This window comes from Actinomadura fulvescens (assembly GCF_039533225.1).
Taxonomy (GTDB): domain Bacteria; phylum Actinomycetota; class Actinomycetes; order Streptosporangiales; family Streptosporangiaceae; genus Spirillospora; species Spirillospora fulvescens.
The window spans coordinates 1-17825 of record NZ_BAAATD010000005.1; the positions used below are offsets into that span (position 1 = coordinate 1).

At 71.1% G+C, this 17825-nt stretch carries 16 protein-coding genes; 5 read left to right on the plus strand and 11 right to left on the minus strand.

What is annotated here, in order from left to right; translation table 11 throughout:
* Positions 1–278 precede the first annotated feature (278 nt).
* The gene (locus tag ABD333_RS19040) at positions 279–788 is read right to left on the minus strand and encodes an NIPSNAP family protein (RefSeq protein ID WP_344542673.1); all 510 of its coding nucleotides are present in this window, start codon (positions 786–788) and stop codon (positions 279–281) included.
* 74 nt (positions 789–862) lie between these two features.
* Here ABD333_RS19040 and ABD333_RS19045 point away from each other — a divergent pair, with 74 nt between their 5' ends.
* Positions 863–1792 (plus strand): helix-turn-helix domain-containing protein, encoded by a 930-nt coding sequence (locus ABD333_RS19045; RefSeq protein ID WP_344542676.1) that lies wholly within the window; start codon positions 863–865, stop codon positions 1790–1792.
* A gap of 35 nt (positions 1793–1827) precedes the next feature.
* On the opposite strand, the gene ABD333_RS19050 is transcribed toward ABD333_RS19045, so the two are convergent.
* The 8 genes from ABD333_RS19050 to ABD333_RS19085 form a co-directional block, all read right to left on the minus strand.
* On the minus strand, positions 1828–2451 hold the full coding sequence (locus tag ABD333_RS19050) for a hypothetical protein (protein WP_344542677.1): 624 nt from the start codon (positions 2449–2451) through the stop codon (positions 1828–1830).
* A gap of 172 nt (positions 2452–2623) precedes the next feature.
* Positions 2624–4078, minus strand: a complete 1455-nt coding sequence (locus ABD333_RS19055) for an MFS transporter (protein WP_344542679.1) — start codon at positions 4076–4078, stop codon at positions 2624–2626.
* 99 nt (positions 4079–4177) lie between these two features.
* Positions 4178–5152, minus strand: coding sequence for an NAD-dependent epimerase/dehydratase family protein (locus tag ABD333_RS19060; RefSeq protein ID WP_344542681.1), 975 nt, complete (start codon positions 5150–5152; stop codon positions 4178–4180).
* Positions 5149–6687, minus strand: coding sequence for a class I adenylate-forming enzyme family protein (locus ABD333_RS19065; protein WP_344542682.1), 1539 nt, complete (start codon positions 6685–6687; stop codon positions 5149–5151). The genes ABD333_RS19060 and ABD333_RS19065 overlap by 4 nt, the downstream gene beginning before the upstream one ends.
* Positions 6684–7847 (minus strand): cytochrome P450, encoded by a 1164-nt coding sequence (locus ABD333_RS19070; protein WP_344542683.1) that lies wholly within the window; start codon positions 7845–7847, stop codon positions 6684–6686. The genes ABD333_RS19065 and ABD333_RS19070 overlap by 4 nt, the downstream gene beginning before the upstream one ends.
* Entirely contained in the window at positions 7844–8596 is a 753-nt protein-coding gene (locus ABD333_RS19075; protein WP_344542685.1) for a glycosyltransferase family 2 protein, read from the minus strand. The genes ABD333_RS19070 and ABD333_RS19075 overlap by 4 nt, the downstream gene beginning before the upstream one ends.
* 2 nt (positions 8597–8598) lie before the next feature.
* Positions 8599–9606 (minus strand): 3-oxoacyl-ACP synthase III family protein, encoded by a 1008-nt coding sequence (locus ABD333_RS19080; RefSeq protein ID WP_344542687.1) that lies wholly within the window; start codon positions 9604–9606, stop codon positions 8599–8601.
* Positions 9607–9764: 158 nt separating this feature from the next.
* Complete coding sequence (locus ABD333_RS19085; protein ID WP_344542689.1) at positions 9765–10814, minus strand: SCO2583/SCO2584 N-terminal domain-containing protein; 1050 nt, start codon at positions 10812–10814, stop codon at positions 9765–9767.
* Between the two features lie 107 nt (positions 10815–10921).
* Here ABD333_RS19085 and ABD333_RS19090 point away from each other — a divergent pair, with 107 nt between their 5' ends.
* The 4 genes from ABD333_RS19090 (at position 10922) to ABD333_RS19105 (ending at position 15136) form a co-directional block, all read left to right on the plus strand.
* A complete protein-coding gene (locus ABD333_RS19090; RefSeq protein WP_344542691.1) occupies positions 10922–12082 on the plus strand; it encodes a steroid 3-ketoacyl-CoA thiolase in 1161 nt (386 codons plus the stop codon).
* On the plus strand, positions 12079–13074 hold the full coding sequence (locus tag ABD333_RS19095) for an MBL fold metallo-hydrolase (protein WP_344542692.1): 996 nt from the start codon (positions 12079–12081) through the stop codon (positions 13072–13074). The genes ABD333_RS19090 and ABD333_RS19095 overlap by 4 nt, the downstream gene beginning before the upstream one ends.
* Positions 13075–13272: 198 nt before the next feature.
* Positions 13273–13761 (plus strand): SDR family NAD(P)-dependent oxidoreductase, encoded by a 489-nt coding sequence (locus ABD333_RS19100; RefSeq protein ID WP_344542694.1) that lies wholly within the window; start codon positions 13273–13275, stop codon positions 13759–13761.
* Positions 13762–13900: 139 nt separating this feature from the next.
* Positions 13901–15136 carry a cytochrome P450 gene (locus ABD333_RS19105; protein WP_344542695.1) on the plus strand — a complete coding sequence of 412 codons (1236 nt, stop codon included), beginning with the start codon at positions 13901–13903 and terminating at the stop codon, positions 15134–15136.
* Here ABD333_RS19105 and ABD333_RS19110 read toward each other — a convergent pair.
* Together ABD333_RS19110 and ABD333_RS19115 are read right to left on the minus strand one after the other, a co-directional pair.
* Positions 15133–16449, minus strand: a complete 1317-nt coding sequence (locus tag ABD333_RS19110) for a cytochrome P450 (protein ID WP_344542697.1) — start codon at positions 16447–16449, stop codon at positions 15133–15135. The two genes, ABD333_RS19105 and ABD333_RS19110, sit on opposite strands and share 4 nt — an antisense overlap.
* Before the next feature lie 184 nt (positions 16450–16633).
* Entirely contained in the window at positions 16634–17722 is a 1089-nt protein-coding gene (locus tag ABD333_RS19115; protein WP_344542698.1) for an alcohol dehydrogenase catalytic domain-containing protein, read from the minus strand.
* Positions 17723–17825: the final 103 nt, after the last annotated feature.

Sequence of the window (17825 nt, forward strand, 5' to 3'; positions counted from 1 at the left end):
GCCCGCCTGCACATCATCGCCGGCGACACCCCGAACGACAAGATCGACCAACAGCAACTCACCGCTTAACCTGCACAAACGGATCACGCGGTGGTCTCCTCTTACACCACTCCGCTGGACGTGACCCGTTGACGTTGGCTATTCACTGCTACGTCGAGCCGACTCCGACGCGGCGCAAAAGGGCGGCGTGACCGGCGGAGGCTGAGTTGCCGGGTGGTTGAGGATCGGGGATCGACTCGGTGTGGAAGGCGCGAGGCGAACGTGGCGGGGCTGGATGTTCATGGGGTTGGGGTCAGTCTCAGGGTTGCCGGCGCGGTGGGTGGGGCGGTGGCGTGTGGGGTGATGGTGACGGTGACCTTGTCGGTGCGGATTGGGAGGCGTGGGAAGTCGTTCGCCTCGGGCAGGGTGACCAGGGCGTTGGGTGTGTTGGTGAGGCCAGGGGTGATCTTGATGGTGACGTATGGGGAGGGTTGTAGGGGGAGGGCTTGGCTCAGCGGGCGGAGTAGGCGGGCGTTGGACGAGTCGAGCATGGTCGCGTTCGCCTGGGGGCCGTGCTTCGCCCAGACCGGGCCGTTGTAGAAGGTCGTGAGGGCCTTGAGGCGGGTGCTCATGTCGCGGAAGCCGCGCAGCCAGACGAAGCGGTCGGGGTCGTCGAGGTCGCGGTACGTGGCGAGGATGGTCATCCCGGCTTGCTGTTGGGGTTCGAGGAGTTCTCGATGGAAGAGGTCGATGAGCTCGTCGCGGCGGCCGGGGCGCAGGGTGTACTGGCGAAGTTCGATCACGTTCACGTGGGACACGATCGCGGACGTGGGGAGACGCGGCGAGTGGCAGGGCTGCCTATCTTCGTGAAAGAACTGTCAGCGTGGGCATTACCGTGGCGCTGGCCGTCACTGAGGGCATCCCCGACTTTGAGATCGCCATCGCCAGTGAGGTCTTCGGCATGTGTCGGGATGATCTTGCCGATCCGTGGTACGACTTCCGGCTCTGCGCGGGGTCTGGTACGCGGACGCAGAGCGGTATGCGAGCCGACACGCCGTACGGGTTCGAGACGCTGGTCGCGGCGGACACCGTGGTCGTTCCGGCGCTGCGTAACGGTTGTACGCTGCCCGATCCTCGGCTGGTGGAGGCGCTGCGGAACGTGAAGGGCCGGGTGGTTTCGCTCTGCACGGGGGCGTTCGCGCTGGCGGAGGCCGGGATTCTGGACGGACGCCGGGCCACCACGCACTGGATGTACACCGACGTGCTTGCTGAACGACATCCTCGCGTGCGGGTCGACAGGGACGTGCTTTATGTCGACGAGGGCGACGTCATGACGAGCGCGGGACGGAGCGCGGGGATCGATCTTTGCCTGCATGTCGTCCGGACGGATTTCGGGCCACGGGTGGCCAACGAGCTCGCCCGGCGGATGGTCGCGCCGCCGCATCGGGCGGGTGGGCAGGCGCAGTTCGTGGTGAGGCCGATGCCGGAGGAGCATGGTGGGTTGGGGGAGGTGCTCGGCTGGGCGACGGAGCGGTTGAGCGAGAGGCTCAGCAGCGGCGACCTGGCCGAACGGGCGGGACTGAGCACGCGGTCCCTGATCCGGCGCTTCCACGAGACGACGGGCACGACCCCGATGAGATGGCTCCACCAGCAGCGGCTGGCGCTGGCGCGGGATTTGCTGGAGACGACGGACCTGCCGATCGAGGAGGTCGGGCGCCGCACCGGCATGGGCAGCGCGGCCAACCTGCGGCACCACTTCACCCGCGCCGTGGGCGTCACTCCGACCGCCTACCGCCGGACGTTCCGTGCGTGAGCCCAGGCGGAGGACGCTTGGGCTCACGCGGACGCTCAGAAGTTGCGGACATCGGTCGGGTGCAGTGACGCGCACATCCGTCCGTCGGTCAGAACGACCCAGGCGTTCGTGACGAGCCCGGAGTACCGGCCGTGCCTAACGATGGCGTGTCTGCCGGGGAACTCCTTCTTGGCCCCGCCAGCGAAACCGGTCCTGGTGTCGCTCCAGCCCACCCGGCCGGGGCCGTCGATGCGCCAGGCCCAGCGGTAGACCGCCACCGGCGCGATCACGCGGTAGCCGGTACGGAACGTGAAGGACTTCGCGTGCGTCCCGTTAGGCGTGGTGAACATGAACCACGAGGAGCCGCACGGCCCCTTGACCTCGTACGGAACGGGGTTCTTGCCCTTCTTGACGATCATCTTCCGGCCGTTGCGGGTGACCAGCCTGTAGCCGTTCCTCTTCCCGCGCGCCTTGTTGTAGCCGGAGACCCGGAGGCCGATCGACAGCCTCGAACCCGTGGTCTCCGCGGCCGGGCTGTAGGCGGTGACCAGCGGGGTCGCCTTCGCCCCGGCCAGCGTTGTCGTCGCCGGCCTGTCGGGCCCGGCCATGGTCACGCCGCCCAGGACGACGGCGCCGCCGAGGGCCGCCGTCGCCAGTGCGTTGATCTTGGTTCTGAACATGAGCGTTCTCCCTGCCTGATCGAACGAATCGATGCAGCGCCGCATAGGAGACGCTAGGGGCGCCGGGGGACCCACCGGCTAGGGCCGATGGGCCCGGAACGGCTCGTCGCGGGCCCCAACGGCGAAGGGCCCGCCTCCCGGAGGAGGCGGGCCCTTCGGCCGCGGGTCGTGGTCAGTGGTCGAGGCGGGCCTGCTTCGGCAGGAAGAACCCGATCACGATGGCGAGCACGGCCAGCCCGGCGGCGATCAGGGTGACCTGCTCGGCTCCGGCCAGCGCGTTGGCGGCGGGCTGACCCTCGACGGTGAACCGGTCGAAGAAGACGGTGCCGAGGATGGCGACGCCCAGCGCGGCGGCGAGCTGCTGGATGGACTCCAGCGAGCCGGCGGCCGAGCCGACCTCGTGGTCGGCGATCTCGCCCATGATGATGCCGAACAGCGGCACGAAGATCATGCCCATCCCGATCCCGAAGACCAGCAGCGGCACGGCCAGGTGCCAGCCGCCGAGGTCGACCCCGGCCGTGCGCAGGACCAGGTAGACGCCGCCCATGCCCGCGGTCATGACGACCAGCCCGATGTGCAGGATCTTGCGGCCGAGCGCGGGCGCCAGCATGCCGCCGCCGGCCGAGCCGATGAACGCGCCCACCGCCATGGTGGCCATCGCGACGCTGGCGCCGATCGGGCTGTAGCCCAGGCCGAGCTGGAGCATGAAGCCCAGCGCCAGCGAGAATCCGATGATCGCCATGAAGAACGCGATGACGAACACGACGCCGGAGGTGTAGGAGCGGCGCAGGAAGACGCTGAGCTGGACGAGCGGGGTCTTGCCCGCGACGCCGCGCCGCAGCTGGTGGACCACGAAACCGGCGAGCACGACCACCGAACCGGCGAGCACGGCCCAGATCCAGGTCGGCCAGCCCTGCTCGCGTCCCTGCACGAGCGGGTAGACCAGCATCCCCATGCCGGCGGCGCCGATGACCGCGCCGGTCACGTCCAGACCGCCGGACCGGTTACCGCTGGAGTCGGGCAGCGCCTTGAGGCCGGCGACGATGGCGAACGCGCCGAGCGGAAGGTTGATCGCGAAGATCATGCGCCAGTCGGTGCCGAACAGATCGAGCTTGATCAGCAGGCCCGCCACGATCGGGCCGAGGATGCTGGCCAGGCCGATCGCCGGGCCGAACACCCCCCACGCCTTGGCCTGGTCCGGGCCGGGGAACAGATCCCGGATCAGCCCGAACGCCTGCGGGATCATGACCGCGCCGAACAGCCCCTGGGCGACCCGCGCGGCGATCAGCGTCTCGGGTGAGAACGCCACCGCGCACAGCAGGGACGCCGCCACGAATCCGGTGGCCCCCACGAGGAGCATCCGCTTGCGGCCGAACATGTCGCCGAGCCGCCCACCGGTCAGCAGCCCGGCCGCCAGCGCCAGCGTGTAGCTCGCCGCGATCCACTGGAGCGCCGCGTACGAGCCGCCGATGTCGGCCTGGATCACCGGGAGCGCCACGTTCACGATGCTCGCGTCCAGGAGGTTCAGCAGCGTCGCGGTCAGGATCGCGAACAGTCCGAGCCACCGCCCGGGAACGGCTCGCGCCTCGGTCTGGACGGCCGCCGGGCCTTCGAGTGTTGCGGTCATCGCGCTTTCCTCTCATGGGAACGGATCGCTTCGTTCTGCTTCTACTTTAGCAGAACGGAATGCTTCATTCCACAAGAGGAAGCCTTGATTTCCAGCCGGTCACCAGTCGGCGGCTCCGGCGAAGGACGTGGGCTTGGGGTCGTAGCCGAGCAGGTCGCGGGCGGCGGTGATGTCGAGGGTCCGCTCCACCGCGAGGTGACTGACGGCGTAACGGGTGAGGCGTGGAGGGCTGGGGCGGCGGGCCAGCAGGAAGGCCCCTTCGATGGCCGTGGCGAACGGGCGGACGGCGCGGGCGGGCAGGAAGACCGGGCGGGCGCGGACGCCGCGTTCGGCCAGGATGTCGCGGAGCGCGTCGCCGAGGGCCACCGGCTCGGCGTCGGTCACGTTGTAGACGCCGGTGCCAGTCGGGCCGCAGGCCGCGAGGAGGCAGGCGTTGACGAGGTTGCCGATCGAGGTGAGGCTGACCAGCGTGCCGTCGCGGCCGGTGGCGGGCAGGACGGGGCCGCGCACCGACGACAGGACGCGGGACAGGAGCGTGGTGTCGCCCGGGCCGTAGACGGCGTGCGGGCGCAGGATGATCGCCTCGCGGCGCGAACGGCCGCGCCGCCACGGCGCCGGACCGTAGCCGCGCATCACGGAGAGGACGGCGCGTTCCGCCGCCATCTTGGAGGCGCCGTAGGCGTTGAGATACCGGGTGACGGGCGCCTCGTCCTCGGTGGCCATCACCGTCGGGCTGTACGGGTCGTACACGCTGGCCGTGCTCACGTGCACGAAACGCGTGCCCGGAAAACTCCGCAGGGCGTTGCGGGTGCCGCCGAGGTTGGTGGCGAAGAACTCCGCGGCAGGCCCCCAGTCGGTGACGGTCCCCGCGGAGTGGACGACCGCATCGACCTCGGGGGCGTCGGTGAGCGGGCCGGAGGTGAGATCCCAGGAACGGTACGCGGCGCCGCCCAGATGCCCCGGGGCGACCTCGGGGCGGCGGCCGAACGCCAGCGTCTCGATGCCGTGGTCCGTGAGCGCCCGGCACACCGCGCCTCCGACGAACCCGGAGGCGCCCGTCACCGCGACCTTCATGCGTTCCCCTCTCGCGCCAGCTCCCGCAGCCGGCCCCGGTCGAGCTTGCGGCCTCGGCCGGATCGGGGCAAATCGGGCAGCACGATGATCCGGTCCGGCAGCGCGTCGTGGTCGATCACCTCCGGGAGCCGCCGGCGCAGCCGTTCAGCCAGATCAGCCGCCGCAGCGCCCGAGACGGCCGGGACGGCGACCACGGCCAGGACGACCTCCTCGTCTCCGGTCTCCGGGTCGGGCAGGCCGATGATCGCCGCCTCCGCCACCCCGTCCAGCGCCGCGATGGCGGGCTCGTACAGCCCCGGATAGAGGTTGAACTTGCCCCGGATCAGCATGTCCTTCTTGCGTCCCATCAGCACGAGCCGGCCCTGCCCGTCCAGCCGTGCCAGGTCTCCGGTCGGGAGCTCCTTCAACGGCTCGTCGCCCAGATAGCCGCGGCACAGGTTGGGGCCTGAGAGCAGGAGTTCCCCGTCTCCGGCGATCGAGATCCCGACCCCCGGCAACGGGCCGCCGAGAAGATCTCCGTCGGCGCCCGCCTCGGTGTGGGCCAGCTTCTCCCCCGCCGACGCGATCGCGACCGGCAGGATCTCGGTCATCGCGTACACCGACAGGACCTCGGCCCCGGGCGCCGCCGCCACCGCGCGGCGCAGCACCCCGGCGGGCGCGGGGGCGGCGCCCAGGAGCACGTACCGCAACGACTCGGGGAGCGCAGGCTCCTCGTCCAGCACCTCCGCCAGGTGCACCGGAACGCAGAAGGTGTGCGTGGCGCCTCGTTCGCGCAGCTGACGGGCGAAGTCGGCGGGCGAGCAGAAGAGCGGCGGCATCGACCACCGCGCGCCCGAGACCAGGGTCGGCAGCCCGAGCATGAGCTGGTCGGTGTGCACGACGTCCCCCGGCCCGAGCGGCAGCCGCGCCCGGAACAGCTCCAGCGCGGCGGCCAGCGACGCCTGCGTGTGCACGACCGCACGCGGCCGAGCGGTCGTCCCCGAAGTGAAGATCACCGCCGCCGGAGCATCCGGATCCCCTATCTCCGCCAGATCGGGCGCCGGGGATTCTCCTCGTACGAGGGTGGCGAACGAGAGTGCTCCGCGCGGCACGCCGGGTAGCCGACGGCCTACGTAGAGGTGGCGCATGGGAAGGTGGGCCAGCTTCGGCAGAAGTAGTCCGCGACGGCGCGCGTACGCTCGTACCGGCGCGAGCCTGCTCGCCGCGTACAGCAACGACTCCGCCGCCGACCAGCGCGGGCGTGCCAGGCGCAGCCGGGCCTCGAACATCTCCGAGCCCGCGCCCGGATCGGCGAAGACCACGACGCCGCCCGCCGCGACGACGCCGAGCGCCAGCACCAGTGACTCCGGCGATGGCCGTACCGAGAACAACATCCCGTCGCCGGGCTCCAGACCGTTCGCCAGGAGCCCGTGGCGGACGGCCAGCACCTGGCGGCGCAGTTCGCCGTAGGTGAGCTCCGCGCCGTCACCGGCCACCAGCGCGACGGCCTCCGGCGTACGTTCGGCCTGGTCGAGCAGCTGCCGCAGGAGACTCACGCCGCCTCCCGCACGAAGCGGACGACCAGGCGGCGGTACGTCGGGATGAGCACGCCGCGCGCCGCCTCCCGCCGCGTGACCTCCAGCGGCGCGGCGACCAGCAACGTCCGGACGACCGCCCGGATCTCCGCCATGGCCAGCGGGTAGCCGAGGCAGAAGTGCGCCCCGGCGCCGAACCACAGCCGCCGCAGTTCGGGTGGATGCGGGCGGTCGAGGTCGAACGGGCCGTACGCGCGGCAGCAGTTGTGCGTGGCGATCAGCACCCGATCGCCGGGCCTCACCGCCACGCCGCCGACCCGGATGGAGCCGTGCACGCTGCGCAACATCACGGGCGTCGGAGTCGTCACGCGCATGGCTTCGTCGATCGCCCGGTCGAGCAACCCAGGATCGGCGGCGACGCGCGCCAGCGAGCCCGAGTCGTGCAGGAGCGCGATCAGGCGCGGCACGAGCGTGGCCACGGTCTCGGTGCCGGTGAGGAAGAACGCCCCCGCGGCACCGCGCGCCTCGGCCTCCGACAGACCGAGCGCACGCATCCGGCCCATCACCGTGCTCTCGTCTCCGGCCGCGTACGCCTTGGCGGCGATGTCACCGAGCGGGTCGAGCACCGCCCGCGCCCGTTCAATCTGCGCGGGCGAGAAGCGCCGTGTCCGCAACGACACCATCGAGACGATCTCTTCCCCCTGCTCGAAGAGCCGCCGGTAGTCATCCTCCGACTCCGCCTCCAAGCCGATGACCTCGCCGATCACCGTGCCCGCGAGCACGCGCATGGTGTCGACGAGATCGACCACGCCGCCCCGCGCGAGGCGGTCGGCCAGCCGCGCCAACGGCTCGGCCAGGATCCGGGCGCACAGGCCGTCGACGTACGAGGGCGTGAACAGCTCGACGAGGCGCCGTCGCAGCGCCCGGTGGCCCTCGCCCTCCATGTTGAGCAGGACGGACGGCCCGAGGATCGGCGTCCACAGGTCACCGGGCGAGCCCGGCCCGTCCTTGCGGAACGTCTCGCCGTCCATGAGGACGTCGCGGGCGAGCCGCGCGTCGTTCACCACCACCCCGAGCCCCGGCACCCGCACGACCGGGCCGCGCCGGGCCAGCCCGCGCAGCAGCGGATAGGCGAACGGATGAGCTGTGAGATAGAGCCTCCGCTCCCAGGTCATCGTCATCGGATGTCCACGACCTCTGGCCTGCAACGGTGGTCGGCGTACCAGCCCAGCGTCCTGACCAGCCCGTACGCGCGCAGCCGCCGCACCGACCCGTACACCGTCATGTCGCCGCGCAGCCCGTAGGCCGTGGTGAGCCTGCGCACCTGGTTGACCAGCGCCCGGTCCTCGTGCACGTCCTCGATCCTGGTGCGCGGGAAACCACCCGCCCGCTCGTACAGCTCGCCGGTGATCGCGACGTTGCAGCCGGGCATCATCACGTACGGCCCGAGGTAGAGCGGGTCCTGGTTGCCGGGCCGGAACCGCCCGAACGTCGCGGCCAGCCCCACCACGGCGGGCAGCAGCCGCCGTTCCCAGAACCTCAGCTCGAACTCGTCCGTGCGCGGACGCAGCGGTCCGCTGACCATGTCGAGCCCGTCGTCGAACGCCCGTTTCACCGCCGCGATCCAGTCGTGGTCCGGCAGGCAGTCGGCGTCGGTACGGGCGATGTGCGTCGCTCCGGCGGCCAGGGCGTGCCGGATGCCGGTGTCGGCCGCCGCACCTGTGCCCTTCTGCCGCTCGTACACGATCCGCAGGTCCAGCTTGGGATGCGCGTCGCCGAACGCCCGGACGACCTCCGCCGTGCCGTCCGTACTGGCGTTGTCGACGACCACGAGGGTGAAGTCGGCGTCGGTCTGCTCGCCGAGCCGCCGCAGCGTGGCGCCGATCGACCGTTCCTCGTCGTACGCGGGGACGATCACCCAGAGATTCATGATCACAGCTCCGCGAACAGGACGCCGAGGCTCACGCCGCCCGCCAGCCCGATGAGCGCGACCCGGTCGCCCGACCCGCACCGGCCCTCCCCCATCGCGGTGGCGAGCTGCAACGGCAGCGTCACGGACGCGACGTTGCCATGCTCGGGCAGCGTCACCACCAGCTTGTCCGCCGGGATCTCCAGAACGCTCCGAAGCACCTCCAGATAGGGCACCGTCACCTGGTGCACCGCGACGATGGCGAAGTCGTCCCAGGTCAGTCCGTTCTTCTCCAGCGCGGTCACGAAGATCTCGGGCCCGTTGGCCATGAACACGTCCTTGAGGCGACGGCCGTCCCCGCTGAAGTAGGAGAACTCGGGGTCGCGCGGATGCATCGACCCGCCCGCCGGAAGCGTGCCGATGTCCCAGGCCGTCGAGACGGCGGCGAAGTCGCGGTAGAAGATCCCTCCGTCCGGCGCGGCCTCGACCAGCATCGCGGCCCCGCCGTCCGAGAGCGTGTAGCCCGCGAACGCGTCCACGAACTGTGCCCTGTCGCGCACGTTCCAGCGGATCGCCCGCGACGGCGTCTCCCCGCCGCACACCAGCACCCGTTCGTGCCGGCCGGTACGGATGAGCGCCTCAGCGATCTGCACCGCGTTCAGGAAGCTGTTGCAGGCGTTCTTGACGTCGAAGACGGGACAGGTCGCGCCGAGCTTGGCCGCGACGATGTGCGCCGTCGCGGGCTCGATCAGGTCCTGCGACGCCGAACCGAAGATCAGCAGGTCAAGATCCCGGGGCGCCGCCCCCCGGTCGGCGAGCAACGTGCGCGCGGCCTCGACCGCGAGATCGGACGCCTGCTGGTCGGCGCGCATGACGTGCCGGGTACGGATCCCGGTCATGCGTTCAACGATCGTGGGCAACGGCCGGAAGCCGTGGTGTGCGCTCTCGGCCGCGACACGGGCCTCGATCTCGGCGCTGGTGACCGTGCGTTCCGGCAGGTAGGCCGTGACTCCGGCGATACGGGCTCGCATAGGCTGATGTCCCCCGGTGTGATTTCCGTGATGTCGGGATTCAGCCTCACCGACCAGCACCCCCGCCGACGAGAGCGCCCATACGCACCCGGAATGAGTACCACCACTCACACCAATTGAGCGATATCTCCCAGTCGATCAGCCCCGGTGACAGCGGGTCAGACGGGTTGTACCTGCTCGCAGCCTTGGTCGTAGGTCGGGGGGCGGGTCAGGTCGTAGGGGTCGACGGGCGCGCCGCTCGGGTTGGTGCCGTCCGCTCCGCGGTCGTCGCGGTAGGACGGGTGGATGTAGCCGTCTTTGGTGTCGCACTTGGCGGGGGCAGGGCTGCGGCCTGACTGGTACTGCCAGAACGTGACCTTGCCGTCCTCGCGGTAGATGAAGATCTCGTGGGTCCGGCGGACGACGACGCGCATGAAGGTGTCCGGCCGGCCCGGCTTGTGGACGGCGTAGACGAAGTTGTGGTCGGACTTGACCAGCACGCCCTTCCTGTCCTGGCGCGTGGCCCTGTCCGCCTTGACGGTGCCGCGGACCTTGATGACCGTGCCGAGCTGCTCGGCGGTGCCGGGCGCGAACATGCTCATCCAGGTGCGCAGGTTGTCGTCGCCCTTGCCCTTGAGGCTCCTGAGGACGTTGGCGCGCTGGTCGGGCTGGAGAAGTTTGGTGAACGGGCCGGTCTCGTTGCCGAAGACGAGCCGCGGATCGAGGTTCGCGGCGGAGATCGCCTGCTTGACGAATCCGTAGGCGGCCCTCAGCTCGTCCTCGGACAGACCGTTCATCGCCGTGGGAACGGGCATCTCGATGCCCGCGTCGCCGTTGGCGTAGCTCGCGGCGGGCGAGTCTCCGAACGGGTCGGCCGGGTTGGCCGAGGGCGGGTCGTCCGGCCGGAGTTCGGAGATCGAGATGTTCGGTTCGCCGCTTCCGTCGCCCTTCAGGGTCTGCTCCCAGACCGCGCCGCCGACCACGCCGACGAGCACCACGCCGATCAGCGCGTAGGCGGCGATCTTCGTGCGGCCGGTGGTGCCGAAGCCGGACGGTCCGCCGTAGAGCAGCTTCTCGGTGCGGCGTTCGGCGCGCCGCGACCGTCGGGCCGCGCGGCGCCGCTCCAGGCGGCCGGGGGCACGGACGCGCTCCCGGGCCGGGGGCTCGGTGAACGCCGCCCCCTTGACGAAGTCCTCGTCGAACACAGGCTGGTCAGGATCGGGAGCCATGCCCCATATGACGCGCGAGTCCCGCGAACGGATCACAGGACGGGGCTTCTCCGTAAAACTAGAACTCGTTATAGTCGCAAGTGAATCACGTTCTAGAAGGAGACCGCATGGGCACCCCGGTGATCGTCGAGGCGGTACGCACGCCCCTCGGCAAACGTAATGGCTGGCTGGCAGGGCTCAAGGCACAGGCCGTACTCGCGCACGCCATGGGCTCCCTGCTGGACCGTGCCGGCACCGACCCCGCCCAAGTGGAACAGGTTTTCGCCGGATGCGTCACCCAGGCGGGTGAGCAGGGCGGCCATGTCGGGCGGTACGCCTGGCTGTACGCGGGCCTCCCGTGGCAGACCGGAGTGACCACGATCGACGCCCAGTGCGGCTCGGCCCAGCAGGCCGTCCACCTGGCCGCGGCACAGATCGCCGCCGGTGTGGTGGACGTCGCGATCGGCTGCGGCGTCGAGGTGATGAGCCGGGCGCCGCTGGGCAGCAACGTCCTCCCGGCCAACCCGCGGCCGGCCGACTGGTCGATCGACATGCCCAACCAGTTCGAGGCCGCCGAACGGATCGCGCGGCGCCGCGGCCTCACCCGCGACGACCTCGACGCGTTCGGCGCCCGCTCGCAGCAGCTGGCCGCCAAGGCCTGGGCCGACGGCCGCTTCGAACGCGAGATCGCCCCCATCCACGCGCCCGTGCTGGACGGGGACGGCGAGCCGACCGGCGAGACCCGCACCGTCACCCGCGACCAGGGCCTGCGCGAGACCACCGCGGAGGGGCTCGGCAAGCTCAAGGCCGTGATGGGCGAGAACGGCCTGCACACGGCGGGCACCTCGTCGCAGATCTCCGACGGCGCGGCGGCCGTGCTCCTGATGTCGGAGGAGAAGGCGGCCGAGCTCGGCCTGCGCCCCCGGGCCCGCATCCGCGCCCAGGCCCTCGTCGGCTCCGAGCCGTACTACCACCTGGACGGCCCGGTCCAGTCGACCGAGCGCGTGCTGGCCCGGGCGGGGATGACGATGAGCGACCTCGACCTCACCGAGATCAACGAGGCGTTCGCGTCCGTCGTGCTCTCCTGGGCGTCCGTTCACCGGCCGGACATGGACAAGGTGAACGTCAACGGCGGCGCCATCGCGCTCGGTCACCCCGTCGGAGCCACCGGCGCCCGCCTGATCACCACGGCCCTGCACGAGCTCGAACGCCGCGACGCGGGCACCGCGCTCGTCACCATGTGCTGCGGCGGCGCGCTCTCCACCGCCACGATCCTCGAACGCGCGTGACCCTCCCCGGCCCCGAGGCTCTCGGCGGGGGGATCTGGAGCGTTCCGGTGCCGATCCCGGGCAACCCGCTCGCGTACACGCTGGTCTACGCCCTCGAAGGCCCGCGCGGGCCGGTGCTGGTGGACGCGGGCTGGGAGCACGAGGACGCCTGGACGGCGCTGCGCGACGGCCTCGCCGCGTTCGGCATGAACGTGGCGGACGTGGCCGGGGTGGTGGTCACGCACTACCACCCCGATCACGCGGGCCTGGCGGGCCGCGTGCGCGAGGCGTCCGGCGCCTGGATCGCGATGCACCACGCCGACGCCGAGATCGTCCGGCTCTTCCGCGGCATGGTCGAGCAGGACGCCGAACGCACCTGGGTCCGGGGCACGCTCGCCCGCGCCGGGGCCGAGGAGGACGAGCTCGCCTCCCACGCGGCGCGCGAGCACATCGACCCGCCCGCCGAGCCCGACCGCGAGCTCGCGGACGGGGAGCTGGTGGACCTGCCGGGGCGCAGGCTCCGGGTGGTGTGGACGCCGGGCCATTCCCCGGGGCACATCTGCCTGCATCTGGAGGACGGCGACCGCATCTTCACGGGCGACCACGTCCTGCCGCGGATCACCCCGCACATCGGGCTCTACCCGTACGACCTGCCGGACGTCGATCCGCTGGGCGACTTCCTCGGCTCGCTGGACCGGGTCGCCGGCCTCACGGCGGGCGAGGTGCTGCCCGCCCACCAGCACCGTTTCCACGGCCTCGCCGAACGCGCGCACGCCATCATCGGCCATCACGAGGACCGGCTCACCGAGGTCACCGAGCTGCTCTCCCGCGAGCCCGCCACGCTCTGGCAGCTCGCGGCGGGCATGCGGTGGCGTCACGGCTGGCACGCCATGAACCTCACCTCGCGCCAGATGGCCGCGGGCGAGGCGGCGGCGCATCTGCGCGTCCTCGAACGCCGCGGCCTGGCCCGCCGGGACGGCGCCGGAGACCCGATCCGCTTCGTCCTCGGCTGAGCCCCGACGAGCCGCGCAAACCCCTGACCCGCCGACTGCGACGCACATCACTCTCGCGTCTAGACCCTTGATGAGACTGGAGTCTCATGTTAGAACTCGTTCTATACAAGAGCGACCAAGCAAGCGCTCAATTCATGACTTGACCACCGGTTATCCGGCGGCACGAGGCGCGACGTGCCGTCCGCGGAGAGGAGACCAGTGATCGATGCGGACGTGAGCCTGGCGGGGCGGGTGGCGGTCGTCACCGGTGCCGGCGCCGGGCTCGGGCGGGCCGAGGCCCTCGCGCTGGCCGCGGCCGGAGCCCGGGTGGTGGTGAACGATCTGCACGCCGGCGCCGCCCGGGCGGTCGCGGCGGAGATCGGCGCCGCGGGCGGAGAGGCGGTCGCGCATCCGGGCGACGTCGCCGACTGGGCGACGGGCGAGGGGCTGCTCACGACCGCGCTGACCGCGTACGGCTCGCTGGACGTCGTCGTCAACAACGCCGGGTTCACCCGCGACCGGATGCTCTTCAACCTGTCCGAGGAGGAGTGGGACGCGGCGGCCCCGACCCGCTCTCGGTGGACCATGTGGCGCCGCTGGTCGCCTACCTCGCCGCACCCGCCGCCGAGCAGGTCACCGGCCGGGTGTTCGTCGTGTACGGCGGCCGGGTCGCGGTCATGGCGCCGCCCTCGGTGGCGCATCGCGTGACGGCCGACGGCGGGTGGACCGCCGCGGCGCTGGCCGAGTCGCTCGGCCCCAAGATCTCGACCGGCTCGGCGGGCTTCAGCGCCGTCGCCGCCCTCACGTTCGACTGACCCGCCCCTTCCCACCCTTGGACGGATCTCCCATGGCCCATGAGATCGACATCATCGACCCGAGCGTCTACGAGCGGGGCGGCATCCCGCACGACCAGTTCACGTGGCTGCGCGACAACGACCCGGTCCACTGGCACCGCGACCTGAACGAGGGGGTGCCCGGCTTCTGGGCGGTCACCCGTCACGAGGACGTGGTCACGGTCTCCCGCAACTCCCAGCTGTACTCCAGCCACGTGCGCACCTCGATGTACGAGGAGTTCACCGATGACGAGGTCCTGCTCTACGGCATGATGATGCTGTTCCAGGACCCGCCGGACCACACCCGCAACCGGTCCAAGGTCAACCGCGGCTTCACGCCCCGGATGATCAAGCAGCTCGAAGGCCATATCCGCGACATCTGCAACGAGCTGATCGACGACGTGGTGGAGAAGGGCGAGGCCGACTTCGTCGAGGACATCGCCGCGCACCTGCCCGCGTACGTGATCTGCGAGCTGCTCGGCGCGCCGGTGGAGGACCGGCAGAAGATCTGCGACTGGTCCAACCACATCATCGGCTTCGCCGACCCGGAGCTGGCCGGGGCCAAGGAGAAGGCCAAGGTCTTCGCGGGCGAGCTCATGGACTACGCCGCCAGGCTGGCCGAGGAGCGCATCGCCGAGCCGCGCGACGACATCGCGAGCACGCTGGTGCAGCCGGACGAGAACGGCGAGCGGCTCGGCATCGAGGAGTTCCAGCTGTTCCTGCTGATGCTGATCATCGCGGGCCACGAGACCACGCGGAACGGCTCGGTCGGCGGCATGCTCGCGTTCTTCGAGAATCCCGAGCAGTGGGAGAGGCTCAGGGCCGACCGGTCGCTCCTGCGGACGGCGCCGGACGAGATCGTGCGCTGGACGAGCCCCATCAACCTGTTCCGCCGCACGGCCACGGCGGACACCGAGCTCGGCGGCAAGCAGATCAGGGCGGGTGACAAGGTCGTCATCTTCTACGGCTCCGCCAACCGCGACGAACGCGTGATCGACGATCCGTTCACGTTCGACATCGCGCGCGACCCCAACCCGCACGTGGGCTTCGGGGGCGGCGGCGCGCACTTCTGCCTGGGCACGCACCTGGCGCGGCTGGAGCTCTCCGTCCTGTTCGAGGCGATCCTCGACCGGATGCCCGACATCGCGCCGGTCGGCGGGCCCCGCCGCCTGCGTTCCAACTTCGTGAACGGCTTCAAGGAGATGCGCGTCCGCTTCACGCCGTCCACGCCGCAGGGCAAGCGAGGCTAGGGCGTGAACTCCACCCGCATCTCCTTGATGCCGTTGATGAAGTTGGAACGCAGCCGCCTCGGCTCGGCGGCCAGGCGGATGTCGGGCATGCGTTCCAGGAGCGCCTCGAAGAGCACGCCCAGCTCCAGGCGCGCCAGGTGGGTGCCCAGGCAGAAGTGCGGGCCTCCCCCGCCGAAGCCGAGGTGCGGGTTCGGGTCGCGGCCGACGTCGAAGGTGAACGGGTCGTCGATCGCCCGTTCGTCGCGGTTGGCCGAACCGTAGAAGACCACGACCTTGTCGCCCCGCCTGATCCGCTTGCCGCCCAGCTCGGTGTCCGCCGTCGCGGTGCGCCGGAACAGGTTGACCGGGCTGGCCCAGCGCACGATCTCGTCCGGCGCGGTCCGCAGCAGCGACCGGTCGTCCAGCAGCCGCCGCCACTGCCCCGGGTGCTCGAAGAACGCGAGCATCCCGCCCGACGAGGCGTTCCGGGTCGTCTCGTTCCCCGCGATGATGAGGATCAGCACGAAGAGCTGGAACTCCTCGTCGGTGAGGGCATGGCCTGAGGCGTCCGACCGCAGCAGTTGCGTCGCTATGTCGTCGCGCGGCTCGGCCCGGCGCAGCGCCGCCAGCTCGCCCGCGTACGCGAAGATCTCGGCGGCGGCCTGCCTGCCGAGTTCCTTGTGGGGGGACGACCCCCCACTCCCCCCGGAGCGTGCTGGGGGCGGCTCCGCCGCCGTGTCGTCAGCGCCGGCCTCGCGCGAGCCGGAGAACTCCGGATCGTCGAAGCCGATCATCTGGTTGGACCAGCGGTAGATCCGGTCGCGGTCCTCGATCGGCGCGCCGAGCAGCTCGCAGATGACGTACGCGGGCAGCGGCGCGGCGATGTCCTCCACGAAGTCGGCCTCGCCCTTGGCCGCCACCGCGTCGATCAGCTGGTGGGCGATGTCGCGGACGTGCTCGGTCAGCTGCTTGATCATGCGCGGCGTGAAGCCCTTGTTGACCATGCTCCGCCGCCGGGTGTGGTCGGGCGGGTCCATGTAGAGGATCATCAGCCGGTAGAGCACCAGGTCGGCGGGCTCGGTCTCGGTGAACATCGCGCCCCGCTCGGCCGAGGAGAACAGCTCCGCGCGCCGCGACACCTCCACCACGTCCGAGTGCCGGGTGACCGCCCAGAAGCCGGGGACGCGCTCGTCCGGGTCGGCGTGCCAGTGCACCGGGTCGTTGTCGCGCAGCCATCCGAACCGGTCGTGCGGGATGCCCCCGCGCTCGTAGAGGCCGGGGTCGACGACGTCGATGGGCGCGGGGCGATCGGGGCGGCCGTCCTGGGATGCCATGCGAGCTCCTCTCGGACCGGCGGGCGGCGGTGCCCGACCGATCGCTTGCTCGGCGCACTTCCTAGAACGGGTTCTAACATGAGACTCCCGTCTCAGCAAGCCTGAGAGGCCGGGCGCGGCCCGTTCCACCAGGTCCGGGCCGCCGCCGCACGCTTCGGACGTCCCGTCGTCGGACGTCCCGCCGTCACTCGTCGAACAGCACCACCTGGCGCAGGGCCGTGCCGCTCCGGAGCGCGTCGACCGCGTCGTTGAGGTCCTCGAAGCGGATGCGGTCGGAGATGACGCCGGCGAGGTCGAGCCGGCCTCGCCGCCACAGGTCGGTCCAGCGGCGGGTGTCGCGTTCGATGTCGGCCGTCCCGTACATCGAGCTGAGCAGGTTCTTGCCGAGGAACAGCAGCGAGAACATGTCGGCCTGCCACTGGTCGTCGGCCGCGCCCGCGCCGACCAGCACCACGTCGCCGCCGCGCCGGGCCGCCTCCCAGGCCGCGGTCAGCGTCGCCGAGCGGCCGACCGCCTCGAAGGCGTAGTCGAAGCCGCGGCCCGCGGTCAGCTCGGCCTGGAGCGCGGCGAGCCCGTCCGGCGTGGTCGCGTGCGTCGCGCCGAAGCGCAGGGCCGTCTCGTGCTTGGCCTCCAGCGGATCGACCGCGACGATGGTGGCCGCCCCGGCGATCTTCGCGCCCTGGACGACCGCCAGCCCGATGCCGCCCGCGCCGATCACCACGACGCTGGAGCCGGGCCGGACCTTCGCGGTGTTGAGCGCCGCGCCCACGCCGGTGGTGATGCCGCAGCTCATCATGGCGGCGAGGTCGAACGGCACGTCCGGGTCGACCTTGATGGCGGCGGTCGCGGGCACCACCGTCTCCTCCGCCCACGCGCCGCAGCCCGCCATCCGGAAGACGTCGGTCTCGGCATAGCGGAACGGCGCCTTGGCGAAGGCGTCTCCAATGCCGGACATGCACAGGTAGGGCTGGCCACCCAGGCAGTCGGGGCAGTGCCGGCACGCCGGAACGAAGCTGATGATGACGTGGTCGCCCGGCGCGACCGACGTCACGCCCTCCCCCACCTCGACGACCTCGCCCGCCGCCTCGTGCCCGAGCACGGCGGGCACGGACGTCGGAAGGATGCCCGCCATCGCCGACAGGTCGGAGTGGCAGACGCCCGCGGCCCGGATGCGGATGCGGACCTCGCCCGCGTCCGGCCCGGCGAGCGTCAGGTCGTCGCGGAGGTCGAGCTTGGCGTCGTCGCCGGGGGTGTGCAGTACTGCGCCTCGCATCAGGGTGTCTCTCGCTTTCTCGGGCCTCTCACCGAACCCGCTCTCCAGCCAAGCGCTTGCTCGGCATGAGAATGTAACATGTTCTAGCACGGTTTCCCTGATG

Coding starts and splice junctions, on each gene's coding strand:
- ABD333_RS19070 (WP_344542683.1), bottom strand. CDS start 7,847: ATGACGATGACCTGGGAGCGGAGGCTCTATCTCACAGCTCATCCGTTC.
- ABD333_RS19050 (WP_344542677.1), bottom strand. CDS start 2,451: ATGTTCAGAACCAAGATCAACGCACTGGCGACGGCGGCCCTCGGCGGC.
- ABD333_RS19080 (WP_344542687.1), bottom strand. CDS start 9,606: ATGCGAGCCCGTATCGCCGGAGTCACGGCCTACCTGCCGGAACGCACG.
- ABD333_RS19090 (WP_344542691.1), top strand. CDS start 10,922: ATGGGCACCCCGGTGATCGTCGAGGCGGTACGCACGCCCCTCGGCAAA.
- ABD333_RS19105 (WP_344542695.1), top strand. CDS start 13,901: ATGGCCCATGAGATCGACATCATCGACCCGAGCGTCTACGAGCGGGGC.
- ABD333_RS19110 (WP_344542697.1), bottom strand. CDS start 16,449: ATGGCATCCCAGGACGGCCGCCCCGATCGCCCCGCGCCCATCGACGTC.
- ABD333_RS19115 (WP_344542698.1), bottom strand. CDS start 17,722: ATGCGAGGCGCAGTACTGCACACCCCCGGCGACGACGCCAAGCTCGAC.
- ABD333_RS19075 (WP_344542685.1), bottom strand. CDS start 8,596: ATGAATCTCTGGGTGATCGTCCCCGCGTACGACGAGGAACGGTCGATC.
- ABD333_RS19060 (WP_344542681.1), bottom strand. CDS start 5,152: ATGAAGGTCGCGGTGACGGGCGCCTCCGGGTTCGTCGGAGGCGCGGTG.
- ABD333_RS19085 (WP_344542689.1), bottom strand. CDS start 10,814: ATGGCTCCCGATCCTGACCAGCCTGTGTTCGACGAGGACTTCGTCAAG.
- ABD333_RS19055 (WP_344542679.1), bottom strand. CDS start 4,078: ATGACCGCAACACTCGAAGGCCCGGCGGCCGTCCAGACCGAGGCGCGA.